Source organism: Paraburkholderia saeva, from assembly GCF_907164555.1.
In the GTDB taxonomy this organism is placed as follows: Bacteria; Pseudomonadota; Gammaproteobacteria; order Burkholderiales; family Burkholderiaceae; genus Paraburkholderia; species Paraburkholderia saeva.
In genome coordinates, this window is sequence record NZ_CAJQZC010000001.1 from 494,037 (window position 1) to 519,451 (window position 25,415).

24 protein-coding genes are annotated in these 25,415 nt (G+C 60.1%); 18 read left to right on the forward strand and 6 right to left on the reverse strand.

What is annotated here, in order from left to right; all coding sequences use genetic code 11:
• Positions 1-78 precede the first annotated feature (78 nt).
• The 6 genes from LPA36_RS02205 (at position 79) to LPA36_RS02230 (ending at position 7,543) form a co-directional block, all read left to right on the forward strand.
• Complete coding sequence (locus tag LPA36_RS02205; RefSeq protein WP_228874510.1) at positions 79-1,128, forward strand: LacI family DNA-binding transcriptional regulator; 1,050 nt, start codon at positions 79-81, stop codon at positions 1,126-1,128.
• A gap of 275 nt (positions 1,129-1,403) precedes the next feature.
• Positions 1,404-1,934, forward strand: coding sequence for a GNAT family N-acetyltransferase (locus LPA36_RS02210; RefSeq protein ID WP_228874511.1), 531 nt, complete (start codon positions 1,404-1,406; stop codon positions 1,932-1,934).
• Between the two features lie 336 nt (positions 1,935-2,270).
• On the forward strand, positions 2,271-3,665 hold the full coding sequence (locus LPA36_RS02215) for an ATP-binding protein (RefSeq protein ID WP_228874512.1): 1,395 nt from the start codon (positions 2,271-2,273) through the stop codon (positions 3,663-3,665).
• A gap of 443 nt (positions 3,666-4,108) precedes the next feature.
• Positions 4,109-6,289 (forward strand): TonB-dependent siderophore receptor, encoded by a 2,181-nt coding sequence (locus LPA36_RS02220; RefSeq protein ID WP_228874513.1) that lies wholly within the window; start codon positions 4,109-4,111, stop codon positions 6,287-6,289.
• 163 nt (positions 6,290-6,452) lie between these two features.
• Entirely contained in the window at positions 6,453-6,878 is a 426-nt protein-coding gene (locus LPA36_RS02225) for a hypothetical protein (protein WP_228874514.1), read from the forward strand.
• 86 nt (positions 6,879-6,964) lie between these two features.
• On the forward strand, positions 6,965-7,543 hold the full coding sequence (locus tag LPA36_RS02230; RefSeq protein WP_228874515.1) for a DUF4337 domain-containing protein: 579 nt from the start codon (positions 6,965-6,967) through the stop codon (positions 7,541-7,543).
• On the opposite strand, the gene LPA36_RS02235 is transcribed toward LPA36_RS02230, so the two are convergent.
• Positions 7,540-8,550 carry a LysR family transcriptional regulator gene (locus tag LPA36_RS02235; RefSeq protein WP_228874516.1) on the reverse strand — a complete coding sequence of 337 codons (1,011 nt, stop codon included), beginning with the start codon at positions 8,548-8,550 and terminating at the stop codon, positions 7,540-7,542. The two genes, LPA36_RS02230 and LPA36_RS02235, sit on opposite strands and share 4 nt — an antisense overlap.
• A gap of 240 nt (positions 8,551-8,790) precedes the next feature.
• Between LPA36_RS02235 and LPA36_RS02240 the strand changes: the two genes are divergently transcribed.
• Both LPA36_RS02240 and LPA36_RS02245 read left to right on the forward strand, forming a co-directional pair.
• Positions 8,791-10,263 (forward strand): MFS transporter, encoded by a 1,473-nt coding sequence (locus tag LPA36_RS02240; protein ID WP_228874517.1) that lies wholly within the window; start codon positions 8,791-8,793, stop codon positions 10,261-10,263.
• 249 nt (positions 10,264-10,512) lie between these two features.
• Positions 10,513-11,868, forward strand: a complete 1,356-nt coding sequence (locus tag LPA36_RS02245) for a surface-adhesin E family protein (RefSeq protein ID WP_228874518.1) — start codon at positions 10,513-10,515, stop codon at positions 11,866-11,868.
• A 133-nt stretch (positions 11,869-12,001) separates the two neighbouring features.
• On the opposite strand, the gene LPA36_RS02250 is transcribed toward LPA36_RS02245, so the two are convergent.
• Together LPA36_RS02250 and LPA36_RS02255 are read right to left on the reverse strand one after the other, a co-directional pair.
• Positions 12,002-12,367 (reverse strand): hypothetical protein, encoded by a 366-nt coding sequence (locus LPA36_RS02250; protein WP_228874519.1) that lies wholly within the window; start codon positions 12,365-12,367, stop codon positions 12,002-12,004.
• Between the two features lie 156 nt (positions 12,368-12,523).
• Entirely contained in the window at positions 12,524-13,162 is a 639-nt protein-coding gene (locus tag LPA36_RS02255; RefSeq protein WP_228874520.1) for a TetR/AcrR family transcriptional regulator, read from the reverse strand.
• A gap of 146 nt (positions 13,163-13,308) precedes the next feature.
• On the opposite strand from LPA36_RS02255, the gene LPA36_RS02260 reads away from it, so the two are divergent.
• On the forward strand, positions 13,309-13,842 hold the full coding sequence (locus tag LPA36_RS02260; RefSeq protein ID WP_228874521.1) for a hypothetical protein: 534 nt from the start codon (positions 13,309-13,311) through the stop codon (positions 13,840-13,842).
• Between the two features lie 87 nt (positions 13,843-13,929).
• Here the strand turns inward: LPA36_RS02260 and pstS (LPA36_RS02265) are convergent, their stop codons facing one another.
• Together pstS (LPA36_RS02265) and LPA36_RS02270 are read right to left on the reverse strand one after the other, a co-directional pair.
• A complete protein-coding gene (gene pstS / locus LPA36_RS02265) occupies positions 13,930-14,961 on the reverse strand; it encodes a phosphate ABC transporter substrate-binding protein PstS (protein WP_228874522.1) in 1,032 nt (343 codons plus the stop codon).
• A 242-nt stretch (positions 14,962-15,203) separates the two neighbouring features.
• Positions 15,204-15,536, reverse strand: a complete 333-nt coding sequence (locus LPA36_RS02270) for a hypothetical protein (protein ID WP_228874523.1) — start codon at positions 15,534-15,536, stop codon at positions 15,204-15,206.
• Between the two features lie 336 nt (positions 15,537-15,872).
• On the opposite strand from LPA36_RS02270, the gene pstS (LPA36_RS02275) reads away from it, so the two are divergent.
• Positions 15,873-16,904: a phosphate ABC transporter substrate-binding protein PstS gene (gene pstS / locus LPA36_RS02275; protein WP_228874524.1), complete on the forward strand. Its 1,032-nt coding sequence runs from the start codon at positions 15,873-15,875 to the stop codon at positions 16,902-16,904.
• A gap of 38 nt (positions 16,905-16,942) precedes the next feature.
• Here the strand turns inward: pstS (LPA36_RS02275) and LPA36_RS02280 are convergent, their stop codons facing one another.
• Complete coding sequence (locus LPA36_RS02280; protein ID WP_228874525.1) at positions 16,943-17,854, reverse strand: CHAD domain-containing protein; 912 nt, start codon at positions 17,852-17,854, stop codon at positions 16,943-16,945.
• 536 nt (positions 17,855-18,390) lie between these two features.
• Between LPA36_RS02280 and LPA36_RS02285 the strand changes: the two genes are divergently transcribed.
• The 8 genes from LPA36_RS02285 to LPA36_RS02320 all read left to right on the forward strand — a co-directional run bounded on the left by LPA36_RS02285 (position 18,391) and on the right by LPA36_RS02320 (position 25,397).
• Complete coding sequence (locus tag LPA36_RS02285; protein ID WP_228874526.1) at positions 18,391-18,756, forward strand: hypothetical protein; 366 nt, start codon at positions 18,391-18,393, stop codon at positions 18,754-18,756.
• 633 nt (positions 18,757-19,389) lie between these two features.
• Positions 19,390-20,070 carry a hypothetical protein gene (locus tag LPA36_RS02290; RefSeq protein WP_228874527.1) on the forward strand — a complete coding sequence of 227 codons (681 nt, stop codon included), beginning with the start codon at positions 19,390-19,392 and terminating at the stop codon, positions 20,068-20,070.
• An 18-nt stretch (positions 20,071-20,088) separates the two neighbouring features.
• The gene (locus LPA36_RS02295) at positions 20,089-21,210 is read left to right on the forward strand and encodes a glycosyltransferase (RefSeq protein WP_228874528.1); all 1,122 of its coding nucleotides are present in this window, start codon (positions 20,089-20,091) and stop codon (positions 21,208-21,210) included.
• Between the two features lie 166 nt (positions 21,211-21,376).
• Positions 21,377-21,580, forward strand: coding sequence for a hypothetical protein (locus LPA36_RS02300; protein WP_228874529.1), 204 nt, complete (start codon positions 21,377-21,379; stop codon positions 21,578-21,580).
• A 212-nt stretch (positions 21,581-21,792) separates the two neighbouring features.
• Positions 21,793-22,860, forward strand: coding sequence for a fatty acid desaturase family protein (locus LPA36_RS02305; RefSeq protein ID WP_228874530.1), 1,068 nt, complete (start codon positions 21,793-21,795; stop codon positions 22,858-22,860).
• Between the two features lie 64 nt (positions 22,861-22,924).
• Positions 22,925-23,278, forward strand: coding sequence for a non-heme iron oxygenase ferredoxin subunit (locus LPA36_RS02310; RefSeq protein ID WP_228874531.1), 354 nt, complete (start codon positions 22,925-22,927; stop codon positions 23,276-23,278).
• Positions 23,275-24,528 (forward strand): NAD(P)/FAD-dependent oxidoreductase, encoded by a 1,254-nt coding sequence (locus LPA36_RS02315; protein WP_228874532.1) that lies wholly within the window; start codon positions 23,275-23,277, stop codon positions 24,526-24,528. The genes LPA36_RS02310 and LPA36_RS02315 overlap by 4 nt, the downstream gene beginning before the upstream one ends.
• Positions 24,525-25,397 carry a sugar phosphate isomerase/epimerase family protein gene (locus tag LPA36_RS02320; RefSeq protein ID WP_228874533.1) on the forward strand — a complete coding sequence of 291 codons (873 nt, stop codon included), beginning with the start codon at positions 24,525-24,527 and terminating at the stop codon, positions 25,395-25,397. The genes LPA36_RS02315 and LPA36_RS02320 overlap by 4 nt, the downstream gene beginning before the upstream one ends.
• Positions 25,398-25,415: the final 18 nt, after the last annotated feature.

Below are 25,415 nucleotides of genomic sequence, written 5' to 3' on the forward strand. Positions count from 1 at the left end.
GGCTTGATGTGCCGCAACGGTGATGCGATGATCGTGTCATCGTCGGCTACTGATCCTGTCGGGCTTCACGAACCATTCATGGCTAACCGCAAGTCCAGCATCGTGCGCCGCAAAACGAGCATGGCCGACATCGCGAAGGCCGCGAGCGTCAGCGAAGCGACCGTCGATCGCGTGCTGAACGGGCGCGGTGGCGTATCGCGTGAGAAAGAAACAGCGGTGCTCGAATGGGCGCGCAAGCTCAGGATCGATCGCGCGCTCGAATCGGTTTCGGTACGCTGGCTGCGCATCGCGATCCTTTTGCAGCAGCCGGTCGCGCAATATTACGTGTCGCTCAAGCAGGGTTTCGAGGTGGCGCAAAAGACGTTCGAGGCGCAACGCGTGATCTGCGCGGTGACGTACTTCGAAAGTCTTGAGCCTGCGCGTGTCGTCGATACGATCCGGCGTGCGACGCAAAAAGCCGATGCACTCGTGATCGTTGCCTATGAGCACCCCGACATCACGACCGCCTTGCGGCAACTGAGTCGCACGATGCCGGTCATTACACTTGCCAGCGATCTGCCCGGCACCGGCCGGCTTGCTTACGTTGGCATCGACAACCGATGTGCGGGACGCGTGGCCGGCGAACTCATGGGCCGCTTTCTTGGCGATGCGGGCGGCAAGGTGCTCGTACTCACGGGCATGCATGATTTCCTCGGCCATGAAGAGCGCGAAAGCGGCTTTCGGTCAGTGCTGCGGCGCCGGTTTCCGAACTGCGACATCGTTGAAACGATAGAGAGCCGCGAGCAGTCGGCGATGACCGAACGACTGACGCGCGACGCTTTCCGACGCTATCCCGACCTGCGCGGGATCTACAACATTTCGGTTGGCGACGAGGGTGTCGGCGCGGCCCTCCTTGCGCTGGACCGCGTCCGCTCCACCGTGTTCGTCGGCCATGAACTCAATGAAGCTTCACGGCGCCTGCTGATCGAAGGCGTACTCGACGCCGTGCTCGACCAGAATCCCGCAGGCGAAGCGATGCGTTCAATTGAAATTGTCCTGCGTCATTACCATCGCAATCCCGGCGTCGCGTTTCCTCAACAGATACCTGTGACGGTGCTGCTGCGCGAGAACCTTCCGCCTGGCGACTGACTGCAGGCCGCCTCACGTTGCCGTCGCTGCCTCCGCTTTCGCAGACGCTACGGCCACTCGCCGGAATAACGATAGTGGAAGCCTTGCAGACCTTCACTCCGAAAAATGATGGCTTGCCATCAAGCATGACGGGTTGCCACGCCAGGCGGGCCTTCTGAAATGGAAAAGAAATTCCACGAGAAATTTATGTGCAATTATTCTTGCGACCGGGCCATCCCGTCTCTTATGCCTGTTTCTGATTACGATAGCCAGGTCACGGCGTGATGAGATGAACGATGCAGCTACGTACTGCGCGACTCGCGCTACGCGCCTGGCGCGATGACGATCTGACCAGTCTCGTGTCGATGAATGCGGATCCCGAGGTCAACGTCTGGCTCGGCGGTCCCGCTCTTGTGCGGAACAGCGAGGCGGCATTCAACCTGATGCGCGAACGGCTTGCAGCACACGGCTGGGGCGTACTCGTGGTTGAGGATCAGGCCGGTACTTTTCTCGGTATCTGCGGTCTGCAACCCGTGCGCGCCAGTCTGCCCATCGCACCGGCAACCGAGATCATCTGGCGCTTCAGGCGCGAAGCGTGGGGACACGGTTACGCAAGCGAAGCCGCAATTGCCGTACTCGATGCCTCATCGCAGCACGGGGTGCCGGAGGAAATCGTGGCGCTGGTCGCATGGCCGAATCAGCGTTCGGCCAGCACCGCGCAGCGGATCGGCTTTCGTCACGACCCCTCGCGGGATTTTCTGTATCCAGACCTCGATGCGAATCATCCGTTGCGCGCGCACCGCGTCTTCGCAAGAGGCCACTTTTAACGCGTCGTGTCTTTCAGGCTGCCTTTTGGCGGGCTCCAGCGGGTTTTGCGAAGTTTACTATTCGCAGGGCGCGTACTAGGATTAACTTACCTAAAAAATGTCTGCCAGACCTGTAAGGGTTACCTGTACTTCACGTTCGACGTAATACCGTTTGCGTAGCGAGCCCGGCACATTTGCGCGTCAGTCGCTTTTCCAGACCGATGGTCCTGCACGGCATCATGCGTGAAGAAGGTCGCCGTCGGCGACAGTGGTGGCGCCTGGCAGTACCTTCAGGTAAACCATGCCAGCTATCTCTTGCTGTTGGCCTTTGATAGAGGCGCGGCTATGACCATTGTTATGTCTGCCCTGGTTATACTGAACCTGGCCATCGTTCTCTGGTGGCTTGCCCGCGCGGACATCTTTCGCAAATTTCACGTGGTGCCCCCGCATACCGGCAAATCACAGTGGACATCTCCAGCGGGCGACAACCCATCGCATAGCCAGCCTGTAGTCGTCGACCGCATTGGTGGGACGGGTATTTCGCGCGTCGCGCATCGTCAGGCGCATGGCGTGGCCGCGCGTTTACGCGGTTTGCCGCGCTCACGTACGAATGCACTTGCCGAAACCAGCCTGCCCGACAGCAATGTCGAAGACATGATGGAATTGCTGCCCCTCCCCGCAGTGATGCTGGGCGAGCAGGGCTTCATTGCGAGAGCGAACGCACAGACCGCAACGCTTCTTGGCTATACGCCAAATGAACTGCCCGGAAAGCACTTCAGGTTACTCATACCCGAGGCGAACGGCATTGCGCACGACGTCCCCGCGGTTTCAAGCCAGAATCCGGCGCGCGGCAATCACGGGGCGTCGCCGTCACGGGAACAGTGGGCGCGACGCAGCGACGGCAAGGACATTCGTGTCGATCTTAGCTTTGAGACGCTACGCGTGAACGGCCGCAACATGACGCTTGCTTTTATCGTCGATCGCACCGACCGGTACGAGTTGAACCGTAACCGTCAGGATCTGATGCACCTGAGCCGCGTATCAACGATGGGTCAGTTGACCGCTTCGCTCGCACACGAGCTGAACCAGCCTCTTACCGCAATCCTGAGCAATGTTCAGGCCGCGCAGCGTTTCATGGCGCGCGATCCGGTCGATCTTGACGAAGTGCGCGAAATTCTCGACGACGTCGTGAAGGACGACCATCGCGCGAGCGAAGTGATCCGCCGCATCCGGACGGTCGTCAAGAAGGGTGACGTGGACATCGCGCCGCTCGATCTCGCCTGCGTGATCCGCGATGCGGTGTTTCTGCTGCGCAGCAATGCGATACTGCGCGGCGTGCGCGTGACGCTCGATATCGATAGCGCGCTGCAACCGGTACGCGGCGACAAGGTGCAGCTTCAGCAGGTGCTGCTCAATCTGCTGCTCAACGCGCTCGATGCAATGGATGCGTCGCCGCCCGCCGATCGTGAAGTGAAGGTGACGCTCAAGTCCGATGGTCACGACAGGGTTCGCATCGCGGTGCGTGACAACGGTCATGGTCTTTCAGCCGACAGGCTGGACCGTATCTTCAAGCCGTTTTTCACTTCCAAGCCACAGGGGCTCGGTCTGGGCCTGTCGATCTGCAAGTCGATCATCGATACGCACCACGGGCGGCTCTGGGCCGAAAACAACGTCGATCGCGGCGCGACGTTCTACGTTACGTTGCCCGCTGGCACGCTGGCCGAACAGGACACGTTGCGATATCAGCCGTGACAGCGCGCCGGCTCGCTGCGGATCTGTTGGCGATGAGACAGCGCCTGTAAGTCACGTATCGACACGTCTGAGTCAGTCCGCGGACACGTCGCGCCACGCCGCGTGAACTGCGTTCGCCGGCTTCGTGCTTTTCGCTGTCGCCGTTGTGCAACACGCGTTGAAGGCGCGCCGCGCGCCTTCGAAGGTCTCATTGCGATCCCCGCATCTCCCGTCTACAGCGGCGAGAACCGGGCCCGGGCGCAGGCAGGTTCAGCGAAATCTCTCCAAAACGTCTCATGTCCGACGGATACCTTTCGTAAATATTTCAGTTGTTAATGCGAATCACTTGCATTAAGATCCGGTTTTCGCCAGTTAACCTTCCGCTTAATCACACGTGTCCGAGTGACGCCTTGCCGCGCAAACCCGCGTCGCACGGGTGTTTCGCTCTGCCCGATCAAAACAATATGCCGAACCTGACCACCGTTCGCCGCCCTGTGTTGGGGCGCAATTTCAGCCGTACCCCTTCGTCGTTTCTCAGTGCTGCGCTGCTGGCCAGCGTGGGTTTGACGCTTTCCACGCTGTCGACGGCCGGATGGGCGCAAGCCGCCGCAACCGGCGACGCCGCGTTGCCGACGGTGAGCGTAACGGCGTCGCGCGACACGACGGTCGCAGCTGCGGATTCCATCAGCGCGGGGGCGCTCGGTTCGCGCAAGCAGGTGGACACGCCGTTTTCGACGCACGTCGTGACGAGCGAGGAAGCGCAGGATCTGAATGCGAACACCGCCAACGATCTTTTCAAATACGATCCGGCTGTGTCGGCCATTTCCGACAACGCGATCAGCGAAAACTCGATGTTCACCGTGCGCGGTCTGCCGATCGACACGCTGAACGGCATCAAGGTTGACGGCCAGAGCTTCCCTTCATGGGACACCGATCTCGCGCTGGAGCAGTTCGAGCGCGTGGAACTGCTCAAGGGTCTTTCCGGCTTCATGTACGGCTTCGGCGCGCCGGGCGGCATCGTCAACTACGTGCTCAAGCGTCCGACGGACACGCCGTACCGCAGCTTTTCGGTCGGCTATCAGTCGGCCGGCGTGTTTAGCGAAAAGCTTGACCTGGGCGGCCGCTTTGGCAACGACGACCGTTTCGGGTACCGCCTGAACCTCGTCAACGAACAGGGCAATACGGCCGAAGCAAACGGCCATCTGAACCGCAAGATGGCTTCGCTCGCGATGGACTTCCGCATTACGCCGGACCTGACGTGGTCGGCCGATGCGTTCTATCAGAAGCGTAAAACCGAAGGCACGCTGTTCGGTCTCATGTTCGGGTCCGGCCTTGGCATTCCTGACGCCAGCACGGTCACGCACCAGCTGACGCAGCCGCAGAACTTCTATCAGGTCGAGATGGCCTCGTTCGGCACGGGCCTCGACTATCGTCTGTCGGAGAACTGGCACGCGAGCGTGAAGTACCGCTTCGCGAAGGAAAACCGCACGAACTCGGACAGCCTGCTGTACGTGTTCAACGATGCCGGCGATTACTCGAACACGCTGTACGCCGCTATGACGCGTTACTTCTATCAGAACGTCGACGCAATGGTGCAGGGCAAGTTCAATACCGGGAGCCTGAAGCATGACGTCGTGTTCGGCGCCGGCTATCAGTCGCAGATGACCGAGTACGACAACAGCGAAGGCTGGAATGTCGGTTATCCCCTCGGCATCGGCAACCTCTACGGCAGCACGCTGCTGACGAACGAAGAAGTCCACATCGGCGAAAACCTGTACCGCCAGTCGCGTACGACGCAAACCGCGCTCTATGCGAGCGATACGGTGGAGTTCACATCGCGTCTGTCCGCGCTGGTAGGCGTGCGCTATACGCAGTTCCGCCAGCACACGTACAACACGGACGGCTCGGCGATGGCCGAGTACAGCGCGAACCCGGTCACGCCGACGCTTGCGCTGATGTTCAAGACCGACCCGTACTCGACGCTTTACGCGAGCTACGTCGAGTCGCTGGAGCAGGGCGGTACGGCTTCGAATATGAACGCCAACTTCCCGGCGACGTATGGCCCGCTGCGCAGCAAGCAGTATGAAGTCGGCTTCAAGACGGATCGCGAGAAGTGGGGCGCCAATCTTGCGCTGTTCCGCGTCGACCAGGGCTACAACTACACGAACTCGGCAAACATCTTCGTGCAGGACGGTACCAAACGTTACGAAGGCCTCGACGCAAGCGGCTGGGTGCAACTGTCAAGCGACTGGCGCGTGCTGGGCGGCGTGATGTGGCTGAACACGAAGGCCGTCGATATCGACGACCCGACTGTCGAGGGCAAGCGCATCTACGGCGCGCCGCGCTTTACGGCGACGGGCCGCATCGAATACAACCCGTCGTACATGCGTCCGCTGACGCTGGCGTTCGGCGCGAAGTACGTGAGCGACATGGCCGTCGACGCTGCGAATACGCAGTTCGTACCGGCATACGTCACGTACGATCTGAGCGGCAAGTATGAAGCGCGGATTGCGGGCAAGGACGTTACCTTCCGCGCGGGGATCAACAACCTGTTGAACCGCCGCTACTGGACGACGGCGTGGGGCTACTACGTGAGCCCGTCGCCGACGCGCACTGCAGTGGCGAGCGCGACGCTGCAGTTCTAGGCAACTGCAGGGGCCAATACGCTGCAAGGAAAGCGGCCACAACGGAAACGTTGTGGCCGTTTTTTCTGGTTCCATCGAGGCACGCCCTGGAGTGTGCGCTGCACGCATGCGGGATCGGATAGCATGACGATCATCTCCAGACACGTTTGCAGGCGAGGCATACATGGCAGAGGCATGGCAATACCAGTTGCGGATGAACGTTTCAGCAGAACTTGCGACGTTGTTGCGGGACGACGCAGCGGCCCACGCACACACCGCGCTCAATGAGGTATTGCGCCGATATGATGCAAGCCTCAAGTGTCAGTATGACGCGTTCGCCGACTACGTCAGCGAAGCGGAAAAGACGGGCGTGGAAAAATATCCGCTCTATGAATGGACCCGTGCGACCATCGAGGCGCCCGCGGAAAAAGCCCGCTATCTCCAGTCGTTCACGGTCTACGTCGGTGGCGAGGAAGTGTACGGCGGTGACGTCGCGGATGCACTGCACGAAGCGCTCCTGGCGCTTGCAGGCGCCGACGGTATCGTCAGCGTGATGAAGTTCGACACCAATCCCGCCAACAACCCCCAACCCCCTGCGCGCGGCCGCTAAGGCGAAGGTGGGAAGGGACAGGCTACCTGATTTTTTTCGACACGGGGTGATGCGCTAAGATCGCGTTCTTTTGCGCAGGATTGCCTATGTCCGATGAATTTGAAGTGCACGGCCCGCACGATCACGCCGTAGAGCACGCTGGCCACCACGATAACGACGTCCACGCTTCGCGCATTGCCGTGATGACGGCGATCCTTGCCAGCATCGGTGCGATCTGTTCGTATCAGAGCGGCGCAAACGAGAACCTCGCGCTCTTCTACAAGAACGAAGCCGCGATCCACAAGACTGAAGCCGCCAATCTCTGGGCCTACTACCAGGCAAAGGGTGAAAAGCAGAACCTCGCGGAACTGGGCGCTGCGCTCAGTGCATCGACGCCTGCGTCGCTTGAGCGCTTCAAGGCAGACGCCCAGCGCTACAAGTCCGAGAAGGAACCCATTCGCGCGCATGCAGAAGCGGTCGAACACGAAGTCGACAAGGACAATACGGCAAGTGAATCGCTGCTGCATCAGCATCATCGCTGGGCGCAGGCCACGACGTTGATCCAGATTTCGATCGCGCTTGCCGCAATCGCGCTGCTCACGCGCAAGAAATGGCTCCGGCGCATGGCGGTCGGCGTCGCGACGATCGGCGTCGCGGTCTGTGCCGCGGCGTTTGCGGGCGTTTAGCGCGCGGGGGTGTCGCCTGCCGGCGAGCTATCGATGTGCGTCGGCCGGCTCGTCAAAGGTGGCGGAGCGATGTTCACGCGCCCGTCGGGCGGCGGCTCGCCAAGGGCGGGGTGCCTGCGTAGCCGCGTAGCGGCAAATTCCACGAAGGCTCGCACCTTGGCCGCGGCCATGCGGCCCTCGGGATACACCAGATGCACCGGTATGGGCGCAGGCTCGTAGTGCTCGAGCACGCGTTGCAGTCGCCCGGCGGCGATGTGATCGTGAACCTGATATGACAGGATTCTTGCGAGGCCATGACCGGCGAGTGCCGCTTCGATTGCGACTTCGGCAACATTCACCCTTAAGGCGATCTGGGGTCCGGCAACAGGCCCAGGCGACCCGGTTCCGCTTGCGGAAAAGTGCCAGTGCCTTACGCCGCCGCCGATTTCCGTAAAGCCGATAGCCTGATGAGCCGACAGGTCCGCCGGCGATTCCGGAACCCCGTGCCGCGCAAAATACGCCGGCGAGCCGACCACAATCAGCTTTACCGTGCCCAGCGAAACGGCAGTCAATGTCGAATCCGGTAGCGGGGCGATTCGCAGCGCCAGATCGAAACCTTCATCAATCAGGGAAGCGACGCGATCGATGAACAGCACGCGCGCGCTAACTTTTGGCCAGGTCGCCTGAAACTCGAATAGCAATGGCGCAATATGCAGCCGGCCGAACAGTACAGGCGCGGTGATCGCAAGCTCGCCTTGCGGTTCCAGATGCGCGCCACGTGCGATGCCTTCCGCTTCGGCGAGCTGGTCAAGAATCTGCCGCGCTTTCTGAAGAAAATGCTCGCCGATTTCCGTGAGATGCAGTTGCCGCGTGGTGCGGTGAATCAGGCGGACGGAAAGATCGCGTTCGAGTGTCGCAATGGAGCGGGTGATCGCGGCGGCCGACACGCCGAGACGGCGCGCGGCCGGTGCAAAACCACCCGCGTCGATCACCGTGACAAACGCACGCAAATGCCAGATCTCCGTCATTGCGCTCACCGTAAGATTCAATTTCGCCTCGTCATGATTGTTGCACACGTAAGCGACGACTAGTCTTAGGAAACGCGAAATGCGCATGACTCAAGCGACGCTTGATGCGATGCGCATGTCGTTTGTGTGTGACAGGAGCGTGCACCGTATACGTGCAACGTCGCTGGCTCGCACAAGACCGTTTGAGGCGTCTGGAGACAGCCGTTCCAGACGGTCACCCTGGAAGCGAGGAGACCCACCATGACGTATTCCAGCGAGATTGCGGTCGCGCCTTCATATCAGGGAGACGACCGGCTCATTTTTGGAATCGTGCTCGCGGTGGTGACGTTCTGGCTCTTCGCCCAGACGACGCTTAACGTGTCGCCGTCGATGAAAGCAGAGTTGCGGATCAATGACAGCATCAGCGACATTTCCATCAGTATCACCGCGCTTTTCTCCGGCGTTTTCATTGTGGTCGCGGGTGGTCTTGCAGATCGCTTCGGCCGCGTGAGAATGACGTATGCGGGACTTGCGCTCAGCGTCGCGGGTTCGCTGATGATCGCGATATCGCCGTGCGAAACGGCGATCTGTCTCGTGACCGGACGCATCCTGCAGGGCGTGTCGGCGGCCTGCATCATGCCCGCGACGCTCGCACTGATGAAGGCCTACTACAACGGTGAAGCAAGGCAACGTGCGCTGAGCTACTGGTCGATCGGCTCGTGGGGCGGCTCGGGTCTATGCGCGCTCTTCGGCGGACTCGTCGATTCGACGATGGGCTGGCGCTCGATCTTCTGGATGTCGATTGCGATTGCCGGCTTGAGCTGGGTACTGATTCGGGGAACGCCAGAAAGCAAGGCCGAAGCAACAGGCGCACACCCATTCGACTGGGTCGGTGTGGGCGCCTTTCTGGTAGCGATGGTGGCGTTTAACACGGTGGTGGGGCAAGGGGCCGCGCTTGGCTGGCTAAGCCGGGCCGTCCTCGTTCTGGCCGCGGTATTTGCTGTTGCCGCGGTGGTTTTTCTGCGCGCTGAACGCCTCGGACGCCACCCGTTCGTAGATTTCCGGCTGTTCGATAACGCGACGTATCTGGGCGCCACGCTATCGAATCTGCTCCTCAACGGCACTGCGGGGTCGTTGCTGATCGTGCTGACGCTTGTGCAACAGGTGTTGGGCCTGTCGTCGCTACAGTCCGGCCTGATGACGGCCGGCTATCTCGTGGCGATTCTGTCGACGATACGGATTGGCGAGCGACTGCATCAACGATGGGGTGGACCGCGCCGGCCGATGTTGCTGGGTTGTGCGACATCAGGCGCGGGTATCGTGCTGACGACGTTCACATTCCTGCCGGCCGCGCAGTACATGGTGATTGCGTTTGCTGGATTCACGCTGCTGGGCACCGGGCTCGGTCTTTACGCAACGCCGTCCACCGACGCAGCGCTTGCCGGCGCACCGGACGACAGGTCAGGCGCCGCATCGGGAATCTACAAGATGGCGTCGTCGCTCGGAACCGCGTTTGGTGTGGCGATATCGGCCGCTATCTTTACGGCGCTCACCACGAGCGATGCGCTTTCATCGATGCAGTTCACAACCTTGACGCAACCCGACCGTCTGCGTTTCGCAGCGGCAGTCGCGTTGTGGTTCAACGTCGCCATGGTGCTGTTCGCTTCAGCGGCGATCGCGTTCGGTGTTCCAAAGTGTGATCGCAACGCAGGGCATATTCCAGAAAGTGCCTGACTGTGTTTCATGCTTGAGCAGCGGGGCACGTTGCCTGCTTTCGTGAAGGTCTTGCACGCGCGCGACGAAGCCTGGCGCGTAGTGCTGAAAAGGGGCAACTTTCGCGACTCTGGTGTGGCGTGACCTATCTCCGAACTCCCGCTAAAGACTTCATCCAGAATTTCCGATAACCGTATATCTCGTTCCTTTCTTTAAAGATCAATGCACGGTTATCGGGTTTCGGGTCTATTGGCCGTATGTGTGTCGCTGGTGAGCCTGCCTGCAGGGGCGGAAGTCTGGACGCCAGTCGCAGAAAATAGCAGTGTCGCGTATCTCGCCGATTCCGTGCACAGGATCGGCGACCATGTCTATCTGGTTGAACGCGGCACAAGCAATACCGCACAAGGTCCGCTGAAAATCGAGGCGCCCCTGGAGTTCGATTGCTCCGCGCATACACTACGCATGGCATGGCTGGACGCCTATACGACAGGGCCGGTTCCGGTGCGCCTCTACGGCACAACGCGAGGACACTATAAGGCCACGCAATTCATTGCGGCGCCTGCCGGCTCGCTTTTTAAATGGGCGTGCAATCTGCCTGTCAGGCCGGAGCGTCTCGTCAATATCGGACGCGCCAGCGAAGGCAAGCTGATCCAGGTCGATGCGCGCAGCGTCAGCCGGTCTGGGGCTTACACGTCGCTATGGACCCGGTACGACTATCCGCAGATACAGTTCGATCCGCCTTACAACGCGCCGTACGATTCCAAACGTGAATTCGTGAAAGTGAACTGCGAGACGAGCCGCTTTCAGATCACGACCGGCTATGACTTCACGGCCGACGGTGCGGTGACGGACAACATGATCGCGCGCGATGACGCCGAAACGCCGTTCGATTCGAGCGACGATTACGAAGTCGCAGTCAAGGCTGTCGCCTGCGGAAAGCCCTTCGATCCGGAGACATGGGTTGGCATTGGCGGCGAGACATTGCGGACAAAGGCACCCCTCGCGACCGATCTCGACATCGACAGCATTCCCGCGTCTGCCGATGTCGTAACGCCGGCCGAGGGGTTCTACGCAATACTCCCGGGCAAGCCATCGTTCACGACAGCGCGCCTTGTCGAAACGATGAAGAACACCCGAATGAACACCAGCCAGATCGTGATCGACCTCCGGTCGGCACCCGGCAATATCAACCGTGTGAAGGAAACCTACAGCCCCGATTTCTTTGTCGATCGTGACATGCTTGGACTCGTTCAGCTCAAGTCGAAGATGAACATGCGGCGCTCGGAGAACAGAGGCGTGTACGTCGCGCAGACGCTGACCGTCAAGGGTGACGCATGGAAAGAGGGCAGCGAAGTGTCGTTCGCGACCGAGGGACGCAACGTACCCGGTAACGACAAGCTTCAGAAGTTCGGCATGAACTGCCGCATCGGACATGTCGCCGACGCCACCGTGGTGAATGCGGGTTTGCCGGGCAATGCATGGCCGCTTGCGTGCAAGCGGCTTAACGGCGATTCCGCGAAGGGTTACTACGTTGAGCAGCTCGCCTATTTCATCATCACGCACGAGGAATCGAAGGACTTTGGCGATAGCGACACGTCGGTCGATAGCGTGGTCGTCGAACGATAGTTATCGCGAGTGAATTTGCGCGGGCGACATTGCTGCCATGTGCGCACACTGCATGTGCGATCGTGGCCGGCCTGACGCCGGCCCCAAAACGTGCAGGGCGCAGCCCGCGGAAGTCCGGCGCCCGGGATGCGACTTACGCCTGAGCCGCTGCGGCTGCTGCAAAGGCCCGGAAGTTTGCGGGTGTGGCGAATGCCAGATACTGCTTCTGCATTTCATCCGTCAGCACTTCGATCATGGTTGTATCTTCGATCCACAGCTCGATCACGTCGAAGAAGTTTTCGCCCCGCGTGCACCGCACAGTGCGCCAGCCTTCACGTTCACCAATCGCGAACACCTCGTCGGGCGTCAGTGTGCTGGCGAGGGCGATATGAAACGCGCTGTATTGGGCTCCAGCACTCATGCCCGAAACGCAGGGCTCCTGCGCGTCGCCCGGTTGAATGACATGGTCGGACGGATAGGTCTCGATGATGGAGCCACGGTCATCCGCCGCGATCGCCATCCATGAATTCGGAAACGCGGGGAACGGTGCATGAAATCCGCCCCACAGTTCGGCAATAACGCGCGCGACGTTTTCGGGGTTACGGGCAGGCATGGAAGCGTGAAAGAGCATGAGAGACCTCGACGGAAGATTTACATTGGAAAGAGGGTCCTGTTTTTACGTCTTGCGGGCAGGCTTTGAGCCAGTCTTTTTCTGTTGTCGCATGCGACGACGTGCGTCGTCGAGCAATACGCCGATTGCCTGGGTGGCCGCGCTCGCGGCTTCGCGGCCGTCCATATCCCAGTAGTCCTTGAAAGCGGCCCACGCGCTTGCGGAGTAAAGCAACTGGATCGCTGCACACAGCCGCTTGCGCTCGGCTTCGGGCATCGGCCCGACCTCACGGTCGACCAGTTCCCGGAATGCCTTCTGGCGAGGCGCGTTGGCCTTGCGGCGCGCGTCCCTGCCAACCGGTGAGGCCAGCATGCCGCGAATCAGCGATTCGCGCCGGTCGAAGTTCACAAAATCGGGTCCCAGGCGCGCGGACAATTCCTCGTACGTACGCGGGTATTGATCCCGATGGATGGCCTTGGGCGCCCATTCCCAGAAGGCGTCGAGAAGGGCGTCACGCGTCGGGAAATAACGGAAGGCCGTGCTTTCGCCCACCCCGGCTTCCCGCGCAATCTGCGCGAAGCTGAGGTTCGCGAGTCCATTGCTTTCGAGGCAAAGCGCGACGGCGCCAAGAATGCTCTCGCGCGTTCTGGCCTTGTGGCGGTCACGCAGCCCCGATGATTGCGTATCGTCGTCGATTGGGTTCATGAGGGCGATGCTGTCATGTGGGTGTGTCGCCGTCAAGTGGGTGTGATACCGTCAATTTTATCGGATGATTTGAAATATGCTCGCCCCGTCTGCGAAGACGGGAAACGATATATACTGTTTATATCGTTTATAAAGAGGAAATCGCAATGAGCGAACCCACTATCAAGAAACCGACGAAGAAGACCTTCCACTTCCCCAAGGCGACAGCCGAAGCCGATGCGCAGTCCGGAAAGCAGGCAGACACGGTTGTTGAAACCGTTGTGAAGGCCAGGGCGGCGGCTAAGGCGGCCTTAAAAGCAGCACCTAAGGCTGCACGCAAAGCCACACCAAAAGTAGAGCCAAAAGTAGAGCCAAAAGTAGAGCCAAAAGTAGAGCCAAAAGCAACGCATCAGAAACGGGCCGCAACTGTTGAAGCAAAGGCGGTCGCTGCTGCTGCAGAAGAGAAGCCAAAGCGTGCAAAGAAGGAAAAGGTCATCCGCGACAGTTTCACCATGCCCAAGTCGGACTACGCAAAGATCGCGATCCTGAAACAGAAGTGCGTGGACGCGGGCGTTTCGGTGAAGAAAAGCGAGTTGCTGCGCGCCGGTTTGCTACTGCTGGCGTCAGTGCCGGAGAAGCGCTTGCTGGCAGCGGTTTCAGCCGTCGAAACAGTCAAGACGGGGCGTCCCGCCAGGTCTTAAGCAGCCGATGCACTGGCGCAGCAAGGAGCGCGGCCGTTGCGCTCCTTGCGAGGCATCACTTATGATTTGAGCAATGTCGGTCGGTGTTTATTGGGCGACCGGTTTGCCAGACGCGTCCTTCACCTTTGCGCGCCATTGCGTGCGAATCTCGTTCACCACGGCGTCCGGCAGCGTGATGTAGTCGAGCGCCTGCGCAGCCTGCGCGCCGTTTTTGAACGCCCAGTCGAAGAACTTCAGTGTTTCCTTGCCGTGGTCCGGTTTGTCCTGCACCGCGTGCAGCAGGACAAAAGTGGCACCGACGACGGGCCACGCATCCTTGCCGGGTTCGTTGGTGAGGATCTGATAGAACGTTTTGGACCAGTCGGCGCCAGTCGCGGCGGCCTTGAAAGTTTCAGTGGCCGGTCGAACGATCGAACCCGCCTGGTTCTTTAGCGCGGTGTACGCCATCTTGTTCTGCTTTGCATAAGCCCATTCGACATAGCCGATGGCGCCCGGCAATCGCTGGACAAAAGCCGCTACGCCGTCGTTGCCTTTTCCGCCGGTGCCAGTCGGCCAGTTGACCGTTGAGCCTTCACCGACCTTGCTTTTCCACTCGGCATTCACCTGCGCCAGATAGTGCGTCCAGATGAAGCTGGTTCCTGAACCATCCGCACGGCGAACCACGGCGATATCAGTGTCGGGCAGCTTGATGCCGGGGTTCAGTGCAGTGATGACGGGGTCGTTCCATTTTTTGACCTTGCCCAGAAAGATGTCGCCCAGCACGGGGCCAGACAAGGTCAGCTCTCCGGGTTTGACGCCTGGTATATTGGTCACCGGCACCACCCCACCTACGACGGTCGGAAACTGGAACAGGCCTTCCTTCGCCAGTTCCTCATCCTTTAGCGGTGCGTCGGAACCAGCGAAGTCTACGGTTTTCGCAATGACCTGCTTGACGCCGCCCGACGACCCGATGCCCTGATAGTTGATCTTGCCGCCGCCGCTCTTCTGGTAAGCGTCCGCCCACTTCGTATAGATGGGCGCCGCGAACGTGCTGCCGGCGCCCGTGATGTCGACGGCATGAGCACTTGCAGCGACGAGAACACCGCTCAAGCCGGCAATCGCAATCAATGCGGGTCTCATGACGCGCTCCTCGAAAGGTTTGTAGGGGGCTTGAATGAAGCTAGACCCGCTTGATGACAATCCGGTGACAGCGCATTGGCATCTGGCTACAGAGCGTCTGGGAGGTACGGCGAGCACAGCGAAAACTGTTCCAGGTGAAAAGCGGAGGGAGAGCGTGAGTTGTCTCGAGCTTAAGACGACGATCGGCGCGTCGCCATACCGTACGCAGAAAATGACATCCCGCCGCTCCTTGAACAGCGGGTTTACGCCGGAGCGAATACCACGGCGCCGACGTTGTCGATATGGGTGAAGCTTCGAACGAACCGGTATGTCCGGTCGCCTATCGCGATCCGGTTGACGCCGGCCTGGGTGCGTTCGAGTATCTCATTCGCCACGGTTGCTGCGATTGTGCCGTGGTCGGTCAAGGCGACCTCTTCACTCGTCGGATCGCCGACATATACCGAACAGACGTCCGTGCCGTGACGCATCATGACGACGCGCGCGCCCTCGTCGAGCGAGAGTTCGAGGAATTCGGCTAGCGTCAGCAACGACTCAGGCGTCGTGTCCAGCGGACCGGAACCGGAAGAGGTAGTCATCGAGTCGCTCCTCTTGAAGTGAGATGCCTTGAGGTGGGAGGTCGCCCTGGTGGCGCCCACGATTCCACTATAAGCGCTCAAGCAAAATTCCGGGGCAAATTAGTAACAGTATTTGAGCGATTTCCAGCATAGACCGCATATGAACCCGAGGGTGCGCGCGAAACGGCGGCTGCGTGATAGACCGATTCAATTTGCCTCGCAACCTCCCGCATCCTGTAATGGAATCTGTCGAGTTGCGCCTTCGTCATGCAGCGACGTCGGGTGCACTTCAACTTCGGATGGAGACAGTTGTAGACGTAATCGCGATGTCCGACAACAATTCAAAGCGAGGTCTTCGTGAGACAAGTGCAAAAATCAGCAGCGGCCCTTCTGGGTGCACTGCTCGCCGTCGCGGCACACGCCACTGACATTACGGGTGCTGGCAGTACTTTTGCCGCGCCGATCTACGAGAAATGGGCGGACGCCTATCTGAAGTCCGGCGGCGGCAAGGTCATTTACCAGGCGGTCGGATCGACCGAGGGACTCAAAAGGATCATCGCGAAAGAAGCGGATTTTGCCGGCTCGGACGCGCCACTCATGGACGAGGCGCTCGCGAAAGAAGGCTTGCTTCAGTTTCCGACAGTGGTCGGGGGTGTCGTGCCGGTAGTCAATTTGCCTGACATTAAGCCCGGTCAACTCACGCTCTCAGGTCAGGTGCTGGGCGACATCTACCTTGGCAAAATCACCAGCTGGAACGCGCCTGCCATTGCCGCGCTCAATCCCGGCATGAAACTTCCGGACATGCCGATTGCAGTAGTCCGCCGCCTTGACGGTTCCGGAACCACGCTGATCTGGACGCACTATCTCTCGCAGGTGAATCCGGAATGGAAAAGCAGGGTGGGCGAAGGGGCGACTGTCTTATGGCCGCGCGGGATAGGTGGCAGAGGCAACGAAGGTATGGCCACCTTTGTGCAACATGTGCCCGGCGCGATTGGCTATGTTGCGTGGGACTTTACCCGGCAGAATCACATGGCGTACACGGCCATGAGAAATGCGTCCGGTGCCGTCGTGCAGCCCAACCCGGAAACCTTTGGGGCGGCAGCCAATGGCGCCGACTGGAAAACATCTTTTTATCAGATCCTGACTAATGAACCGGGCAAGGATGCGTGGCCCGTTGTGGGCGCCACGTTTGTGCTGGTGCATACGACGCAGGACAGACCTGACCACGGCCGCGAGACCCTGAAGTTCTTCGACTGGGCGATGAAAAATGGAAATCAGGCTGCGCGTGACCTCGATTACATTTCCTTGCCAGACCCGGTGGTTAGCCAGATACGCGCGCAATGGCAATCAAAGGTAAAGGATGCGTCAGGAAAGCCGGTAGCCGAATAGCAGCGCGGTGAGTGTCATATGAAGCGGTAACGCCTGAACTACTTCAGATTGCACAGCATCGCATGGGCGTCGTTCATGTACTGTATTTTCCGGGCGCCGAGAAATGCCACCGCCTGTTCGGTCACACCCGAGTCGCCAAGCTGAATCGAATACTGACGCAGCAAGGTCTCGCTGACGACCAGGTCATTGACCTTACCCAATACTTCCTGCACTTCGCTCAAGCGCCGGATTTTTTCAGAGTGACTGCTGTCGAGAACCGGAAGGAAGAACTCCAGCAGATATCGAAGCCGCTTACCCGCGATCCGCACGTCGTGCAGCGCGGCGTAATCCCCGTGCCCCGAGCGGATCGCGCGTTTGATCCGCTTTTTGAGGGCTTTTTCTGCTACCTCGACGCGCGCCCCGGCAAGGTCCGCCAGGGTGCTGGCCGGTGCGAACAGCTCCAGATGTTGTTGCGCTGAGACACATGCGCTTTGCAGCATCTCTTCGATACCCGCATTGCGAATGGTCGTGCGACTGAACGCGAGTGCAGCGGCACGTTGCTCGTCGACCGCCTGAAGCAGTGAACCGGTCAATTCGTGCGTTGATATGGCGGCCAGAAGCATGTCGCGCAGCACATCCCAGTCACGGGTCTTGCCCGCTGCGTAAGCCAGATATCTGAACTTCTCGCGCTGTGCCCGGTAGTCTTTTCTGTCGAGTAGCGGTTCAAAGGCCCAATAGAGCGAACGCATTCGACGCAGCGCAACCCGCAGCTTGTGCAGCACCTCGGGATCCGCTTTCGCGCGCAACGCCCGGGCACGCCGGACAGCCTCTGCCGAAATCGATCCTGCAAGGATTCCGAATGCCTCGGCCACAGGCGTGTTTTCGGCAAGCGAAACTGGACGCGGCTTGCGCTTCCTTTCTGACGCTGATTCGAGGGTTTCTATCGTCGATGCAGCATTCTGGGAGTTCATGTCCGGGACGCCCTCGTTACAGCAGCGTGAAAGGAACTGCGGAAGCCCACGACCTGCGAGGCAGCATCATTCCATTACCCGCATCTGTCATACAGTGCGTTTGACCCTATTAAAGCGCTATTCTCGCCGCCCGCCTGGCGTGACAGAGCCTTGCGTCGCATTCTGTTAAGTACTTACAAACCGAAAATAAAACGGCTGGCATCGTGGACAGCCTGCGCTGGTGTGGTGTCGTCCGGCCTCACCAGAGGTTCATGCTCGACGCACTCACTGGCACAGCGGGAAGCGAACGTCGGTGCGTCGTTTTGTGAACAACGAGTGATTGAAAGACTACAGCACAAATCGTCAGCGCGACGAGAATGCGCGACGCAGCGTGCAGGCGGCGAACAGCGGAAGAGCTGCGTATCAGTCGCCTGAGCGCACTGACCTGCGAGCGCGGCTGACAAATCTTGACACTTCAGAGGCCAACTCTCCTGGCAATCACCAGAAGTCTGCCGATAAAATCGTCGCACATTTGAACCGAGGTTTCAAAAGAAGCAATGAGCGAAGAAATTGCCGTCCCGGAGGGAATAAAGAACAAGGCGCTGTGGCGAAAGCATTGCCGGAAAATCCACGCAAGAGCAAAGGATCTTGTTGAGGGACGTCTGGGAATCATCGAAGCAGCGCGGGTAATCTGCCTGTTGGCAATCTGGACCCGCGTTGAAAACGAGCCGGTGTTTCAAGTGTTTGGCGCGATTGATCGGGAAACCTGTTATCTACCGGTTGGAGCCGTTCGGGCGCATTGGACGCCTGAAGCATTGACGCGCGAAGACGTCGTCATCCACGCATCCGAAATTCGCTGGCGGAATCAGGCGATTGCCGCGGCCGCGACGCTAGTTGAGCAATACAAATGGGCAGGCAGGTGAAGGGCATCGTCCGTCAAAGAGACCTGACCACTCACGTTTGCCGTCGCCACCGCGAGTGGCATCGTCCTTGATTCGAGGTTGAACAGCGTACGTGCCATAAAGTCTCCTGTTTTCTCTGCACGCGCATGACGCAGCCTTACCGCTGTTTGCAGAGGCTCTCGATCGTAACCTCTGGTCATATTTCCGGTAACGGAAGTAATCCTTTTAATAACTAGACTGTCGCCATATTCGGACGACCGCTGTCGGCTCGTCCATCATTTCTGGGCAGGGCATGAAATGATCTCTGGGGATCAGGCGGCGTTGACGACATCTGCGCGACGCGATGCGCGTGCAGCTGACAAATACGCGTGGCCGGCGCCCGACAGGCGGCTGTCTGGCACGTTCTTCAAGCTGCTTTACCGGTGGACTCACAGCAACGCGTTCCGGCATAACGAACGCCTGTGGCGCGATGTTGCGATAGCGCGCGACGCCAGCGGTTGTCTTGCCGGCATTTCAATTGGCGGGCGTGAGATTCAAGTCCAAAACGCCCAAAGCCTTTCAGTTGTGGGACCTGCTGCAAGTCATCTGATTGCGACCGGGCCGTCCGTCAACGATATCGACTATCACGCGCTCGATCTTCGTCACGTGATGGGTGTGAACGGCGCGATTGCCTTACAGGACCGGCACCCCATTCCTTTCGAGTTTTATTGCATCGTGGACGCAGGATTTGTGCGCAAACGTCCGGATCTCGTTGCGCGCGTGATTCAAGCGGACCTCACGCTCTTCACCACGCCGCTCGTGCTCTGGTACATAGCGCAGTGTCTGCCGCTCGAGCAGATCCATTGCCGTATCTTCCTGATTGAAGACATCCTGTATCCGGCGGGAAAACGCTCGCTACGCGCGCGCGATCTGCTCGACGCACAGGCGCGCTCCGACGCCGTACTGTTTGATGAAATCTCACCGCGTGGCTTTAGCCTGAATGTGAGACGCGGTGTCATGGACGGCCGGACGGTCGCCTATACGGCTCTGCAGGTACTTGTCTGGCTAGGCTTCGACAAGGTGTTCATGCACGGACTCGATCTGCTCGACGCAAAGCGTACACCGCGCTTCTACGAAACGGCGGAGAGCATGCAGCCCAGCTCTCTCGATGCCCATTTCGAAGCCTTCATCGAGCCTTCGTTTCGAGGTGCCTCGGCGTTGCTTCGAAGCATGGGCGTACACGTGAAAAACCTCTCGCCGGATAGTGCGCTCGACACCAGCATTTTCGAAAAGATCGACTGGCGGACACTCGTCCCTGTGCAGTCCACCGTGAGCCCAATGCGTTCCGCCGCCTGAATGCGACCCTGACCTGTCATGAATGTCGTTCACATCTCCAATACGCCCGTTGCTGGCAGCCCGGGCAATATCGTATCGGCGCTTAACCGTCTCACTGAGATTCGCGCCCGTCATATCGTGTTCAATAGCTCGGCGTACCGGACACGCACGTTTGCTGTCGACATCGACTGGAAGACCGGACGTGAAGAGGCGCACGACGCGATCGCCGCCGCCGATATCATTCACATCCACCAGTTCTTCTCGCTGGATGAGACATTCGGGCCCGGGTTTCACGGCAGGTTCGGCAAAAAGAAAGTAATCCGGCAATTTCACTCGGCGCCCGATCTCTGGGCAAAGGGCGACGTCGCGCTCGCGTCGCGCATCGTCAGTGAAAACATACCGCAGCTTGTCATCGCCCAGGGGCCGGAGCGCTACTACCCGTTTGCGCGCGTGGTCCCCAATATCATTCCGCTGCACGATCCGCGCTATCTGCCGATGGAAGCGCAAGACGGGCTCCCTGTCGTCATGTTTTCGCCAAGTGGCCGCACGTCGGCGTGGAAGACGAGATGGGAAACCAAGGGCGCGCCGCAGACGCTCGCACTGTTGCGCAAGCTTCAACGTGAAGGATTGTGCAAGCTGCATCTCGTCGTGGATACGCCGCACGACGAATGTCTTCGCGCGAAGCAACGGGCTGCGGTTGTAATTGACGAATGTGTGACGGGAAACTATCACCTGAGCGGGCTTGAAGCGCTCTCGCAGGGTAAGCCCACTGTGGGTTATCTGGACCAGCGGGTACAGGGTCAACTGCGGAAAATCACCGGGGCAACGGAGCTTCCCTGGGTCGACGTGCGGCTGGAAGAAGCGGAGGCGCCGCTGCGGGAACTGCTGGCGAACCGGCGTCTGCGCACTGCACTAGGTTTGGCATCGCGAAAGTGGATGGAGACGTACTACGACGAGGCCACGTTGATCCAGCACTATCGTGAGGCGTATTTCGACCTCTTTGAAGCGCCGCATCGATTTCAGGTGCCCCGCTTCGAGAACGAGGGCGACCATTGGCTTGCAGTTCGCCTCCCGAATCATCACTGGTCTGCACGGCGAAACGCCAGGGTGCCGTTCGGCCGCGCTTTTAAGGCGCTACGCGCATGGGCGGGCATTCGCTAGTTGCGGGCGCTGCTCGCGATCGAAGGTCAAAGGACATCCGGATGCGTGTTGGAAGCGTGAACCCTCTCCCTTGACGTAACACGCCGAAACACAACCGTAGCCCAAATGTAGTGTCGTTTGTCTAGCATGCCTGCATTGCCCATTTATCGATGCAGGGAGGTGCCGGATGCTCAGCCATCACGAACTCGCGACGCTCATGTTGCTCGGCGATGCCGAAAGGCGGCTGGAAACGATCGACCCGGATGTGCTCGCGCTGCGCCGTTATGAGCTTGTTGAAATACGGCAGCGGGAGCCCCAGGGCTCCATGCTGCAACTGACGCGTCAGGGTCGCGCGCTGCTGGACCGCTTGCGCATCGGCCCGGCGCAATAAGCCGGGTAATTCCTCTGGTCAAAGTCGGTACCCTTGCCGTCATTCGCAGGCAGGAGGCTTGAGGGAAAACCATCAAATTTCGTCGTGATCGCGGGTTGTCGATCAAGTACTGTTTGTTCCAGCCAGACGGCGTTCATAGCCGCGTTATCCGCGCGGCGAGCGCATTCAACTGGCAGAAAACAACCATCTTGCATGGTCGACAGGAGACAAACATGTCATCGACGCCCCCGCCCGGCAACACGACGCCGGGCCTGACAGACGAGACGTTCGACGATCGCATCAGTGAGCAGTGGTATCAACCGCGCATTCCGCGCACGGTGCTGAAGGCGCTGATGAAGCGCAGCGATGCGCCAGGTTTGCGCAATTTCGGGCTGTGGCTCGTGCTACTGATCGCTTCGGGTGTCGTTGCGGGGCTCAGTTGGGGCAGCTGGTGGGCCGTGCCGGCGTTCTTCGTGTACGGCACGATCTACTCATCGAGCGACGCGCGCTGGCACGAACTCGCGCATGGCACTCCGTTCAAAACGCGCTGGCTTAACGACGCGTTTTACCACCTGTCGTCGTTCATGACGATCCGCGAGGCGTACTGGTGGCGCTGGAGCCACGCACGGCATCACACGCACACCTATTTCACCGGGCGCGATCCGGAGATTCAGGTAGCACGCCCGACTCAAATGCTGCCGATTCTCCTCGACTTCTTTGCGCTCGTCGGTGGGACCGCCGAGGTTCGCAAGACGGTTCGCCACGCGTTCGGCCAGATCGACGCCGCGACCGAAGCGTTCCTGCCCGCCAGCGAGAAGCCGAAGATGATCTGGTCGTCACGCGTGTATGTCGCGGTGATCTTCGCGACGCTCGCTCTCGCGGTTGGGTTTCACAGCTTCCTGCCGCTGATGTTCCTCTGGACGCCGCGTTTCTACGGCGGCTGGCTGCACCAGTTGCTGGGCCTCACACAACACGCCGGGCTCGGCGTCAACGTGAAGGATCACCGGCTCAATACGCGCACCGTCTACATCAATCCGGTGTTTCGCTTTCTGTACCTGAACATGAACTACCACCTCGAGCACCATCTGCTGCCGATGGTGCCGTTCCATGCGCTGCCGCGTTTGCACGATGCCATCAAGGACCAGTTGCCGCCCGCGTACCCGAGCCTCTACGTGACGTATCGCGAGATGGTGCCGGCACTGTGGAAGCAGCGCCGCGATCCGACCCACGTCATCGAACGCACGTTGCCCGATGCGTCATCGGGCGGGCAGGCGAATTTCACTGCGCAACCCAGTGCCTGAAAGAGATCGCCCGGGCTTCTGCATCACCTTCAATCCATTAAAGCCTGTTTCCGTGGGAGGCGTCGTGACAGTCGAATCCGGCAACACGAAGTGGGTCGTCGCGTGTACGACCGACGACATCGATGAAGAAGACGTGCTGCGTTTCGATCATGAAGGCGCGAGCTACGCGCTGTACCGGCTCGCGAAGGGCTTTCATGCATCGGACGGCTGGTGCACGCATGAACAGGCACATCTGGCAGACGGCTTCGTCGTGAACGGCGAAATCGAATGTCCGCTCCATCAGGGCCGCTTCGACATCGTCAGCGGCAAGCCACTGAGTCCGCCCGTCTGCGTGAAGTTGAAGACCTGGCCTGTGCGCGTCGAAGGCAAAAACGTATTGATTGGCGTACCGGCCCCGGCCGAAAAGGATGCCGCATGAAAACTGCCGAACATGCCGCGATGGTCATTGTGGGCGCCGGGCAGTGCGGGGCGCGGACCGCTCACGCATTACGTGAGAACGGCTGGGAGGGTGAGATCACGCTCCTCGGCAACGAGGGCCTGGCACCGTATGACCGGCCGCCGCTTTCCAAGGCGGTGCTGCTCGGCCAGAAAACCACCGCACAGTGCGCGCTGTTCAATGACGCGTTCTATCGCGACAACCGTATCGATCTGCGCGTCGATGCGCCCGTGAGCAGCATCGATCGTGCGGAGCGCAAGGTGGTGCTCGGCGATGGCCGCAGCGTGTCCTATCACCGGCTGCTGATCGCAACAGGCGCCGAGCCGCGCCGGCTCGCCGTGCCGGGGGCCACGCTCGCCGGCGTGCATCTGCTGCGTGCGGTGCCCGATGCGCTGTCGATCGTCGACGAACTCACCCCGGGGCGACGCATCGCGATCGTCGGCGCTGGCTTTATCGGGCTGGAAATCGCGGCGACCGCGATCACGCGTGGCTGCGAAGTGGTCGTCATCGAAGCGGCCGCGCGCGCATTGATGCGCGCCGTGCCGGAAGTCGTCGCGGGTTATCTGGTGGAGCGGCATCGTCAGATGAGCGTGGATGTTCGCTTCGCGACGCAGGTGGAGCGCATTCTGGGCGAATCGCGGGTGACGGGCCTGAAGCTCTCCGACGGCGCGACGCTGGAATGCGATGCGGTGATCGTGGGTGTCGGTGTGACCCCACGCACCGCGCTCGCGGAAGCAGCCGGCATCGATGTTGCCGACGGCATTGCGGTCGACGACACGTTGCGCACCAACGACCCCTACGTCTTCGCTGCCGGTGATGTGTGCTCGTTTCCGCATCGTCTGTTTCGACGCCGGATTCGGCTCGAGTGCTGGAAGAACGCCGAAGACCACGCGCGTGTCGTGGCGCGCAACATGCTCGACTACGGCGAGACCTATTCGGCGGTTCCCTGGTTCTGGTCGAATCAGTACGACATGACGATCCAGATCGCCGGCATGCCTGCGTTCGGCACGACGAGCGTGGTGCGCGAGGTCGGGTCAGCTTCGCGACTGTTCTTTGCGCTCGACGGTGAAGGTGTGCTGGTCGGCGCAAGCGGTGTCGGCCAGGTGAGCGAGGTTGCCCGCGACGTACGCGTCGCCCAGGAGTTGATCGCCCGCCGCGCACGCATCGATCCGGCGGTGCTGAAGGATCCGTCGGCGAAGCTGAAGTCGCTGCTGACGGCGGAGGCATTATGAGTCAACGTCTGCTGGTTTTCCAGTCGATGTGGGCGATGGAGCGGCGTCACAGCGATGGCTTCGAGCGATCGCTCGAAGAGAATCTGCGCATGATCGCCGAGGCCGGTTTTGACGGCATCAGCGCGCACTACGCGCACCGTGACGAGGTGCGGCGGCTCGCGGCACTGCGTCACGCGCATGGGCTCGATGCGGAGGGTCAATGCTTTCCGCGCACGATCGATGATCTGCAGCCGGTGCTCGAAAACGCGACCGAATCGGGTGTGCATCACATCGATCTGCAGCCCGATGTGCGGCCGCGCAGCATTGCCGAAGCAGTGACGCTGCTCGACGGATGGTCGCGTCTTGCAGAGCAGGTGGATTTTCCGGTGTACATCGAAACTCATCGCGACCGCATGACGACGGACCTGCATTTCACACTCGATCTGCTCGACGCGCGTCCCCACACAAAGCTGCTTGGCGACATTTCGCATTACCTCGTGGGGCGTGAGTTTCCATGGCCGGTGTCTGATGAGAATCACGCGCTGATGCGCCGCATTCTCGACAGTTCATGGGCTTTTCATGGCCGCGTCGCGAGCCGCGAACAGGTTCAGATCGAGCTGTCATTCGAGCCGCACAGGATGTGGGTGGACCTGTTTCTCGACTGGTGGCGTTACGGTTTCACGTCGTGGTGCGAACGCGCGGAAGCGGACGATACGCTCGCTTTCACCTGCGAGCTGGGACCGAGGCCTTACGCGATCATCGGCCGCGACGGCAACGACACGACAGACCGCTGGGCCGAATCGTTGCTGCTGCGCGACTGGATTCGCGATGTATGGCGCGACGTACAGGAGCAACGTGTTCCACACCCGCAGGCGGTGTTTCCCGGCTAGCGGATGAAGCGGCCTGAA

Excerpts from the sequence above, each read along its gene's own strand:
- LPA36_RS02205 (WP_228874510.1), top strand. The coding sequence starts at position 79 with ATGGCTAACCGCAAGTCCAGCATCGTGCGCCGCAAAACGAGCATGGCC.
- LPA36_RS02210 (WP_228874511.1), top strand. The coding sequence starts at position 1,404 with ATGCAGCTACGTACTGCGCGACTCGCGCTACGCGCCTGGCGCGATGAC.
- LPA36_RS02215 (WP_228874512.1), top strand. The coding sequence starts at position 2,271 with ATGTCTGCCCTGGTTATACTGAACCTGGCCATCGTTCTCTGGTGGCTT.
- LPA36_RS02220 (WP_228874513.1), top strand. The coding sequence starts at position 4,109 with ATGCCGAACCTGACCACCGTTCGCCGCCCTGTGTTGGGGCGCAATTTC.
- LPA36_RS02225 (WP_228874514.1), top strand. The coding sequence starts at position 6,453 with ATGGCAGAGGCATGGCAATACCAGTTGCGGATGAACGTTTCAGCAGAA.
- LPA36_RS02230 (WP_228874515.1), top strand. The coding sequence starts at position 6,965 with ATGTCCGATGAATTTGAAGTGCACGGCCCGCACGATCACGCCGTAGAG.
- LPA36_RS02235 (WP_228874516.1), bottom strand. The coding sequence starts at position 8,550 with ATGACGGAGATCTGGCATTTGCGTGCGTTTGTCACGGTGATCGACGCG.
- LPA36_RS02240 (WP_228874517.1), top strand. The coding sequence starts at position 8,791 with ATGACGTATTCCAGCGAGATTGCGGTCGCGCCTTCATATCAGGGAGAC.
- LPA36_RS02250 (WP_228874519.1), bottom strand. The coding sequence starts at position 12,367 with ATGGCGATCGCGGCGGATGACCGTGGCTCCATCATCGAGACCTATCCG.
- LPA36_RS02255 (WP_228874520.1), bottom strand. The coding sequence starts at position 13,162 with ATGAACCCAATCGACGACGATACGCAATCATCGGGGCTGCGTGACCGC.
- LPA36_RS02260 (WP_228874521.1), top strand. The coding sequence starts at position 13,309 with ATGAGCGAACCCACTATCAAGAAACCGACGAAGAAGACCTTCCACTTC.
- pstS (WP_228874522.1), bottom strand. The coding sequence starts at position 14,961 with ATGAGACCCGCATTGATTGCGATTGCCGGCTTGAGCGGTGTTCTCGTC.
- LPA36_RS02270 (WP_228874523.1), bottom strand. The coding sequence starts at position 15,536 with ATGACTACCTCTTCCGGTTCCGGTCCGCTGGACACGACGCCTGAGTCG.
- LPA36_RS02280 (WP_228874525.1), bottom strand. The coding sequence starts at position 17,854 with ATGAACTCCCAGAATGCTGCATCGACGATAGAAACCCTCGAATCAGCG.
- LPA36_RS02285 (WP_228874526.1), top strand. The coding sequence starts at position 18,391 with ATGAGCGAAGAAATTGCCGTCCCGGAGGGAATAAAGAACAAGGCGCTG.
- LPA36_RS02295 (WP_228874528.1), top strand. The coding sequence starts at position 20,089 with ATGAATGTCGTTCACATCTCCAATACGCCCGTTGCTGGCAGCCCGGGC.
- LPA36_RS02300 (WP_228874529.1), top strand. The coding sequence starts at position 21,377 with ATGCTCAGCCATCACGAACTCGCGACGCTCATGTTGCTCGGCGATGCC.
- LPA36_RS02305 (WP_228874530.1), top strand. The coding sequence starts at position 21,793 with ATGTCATCGACGCCCCCGCCCGGCAACACGACGCCGGGCCTGACAGAC.
- LPA36_RS02315 (WP_228874532.1), top strand. The coding sequence starts at position 23,275 with ATGAAAACTGCCGAACATGCCGCGATGGTCATTGTGGGCGCCGGGCAG.
- LPA36_RS02320 (WP_228874533.1), top strand. The coding sequence starts at position 24,525 with ATGAGTCAACGTCTGCTGGTTTTCCAGTCGATGTGGGCGATGGAGCGG.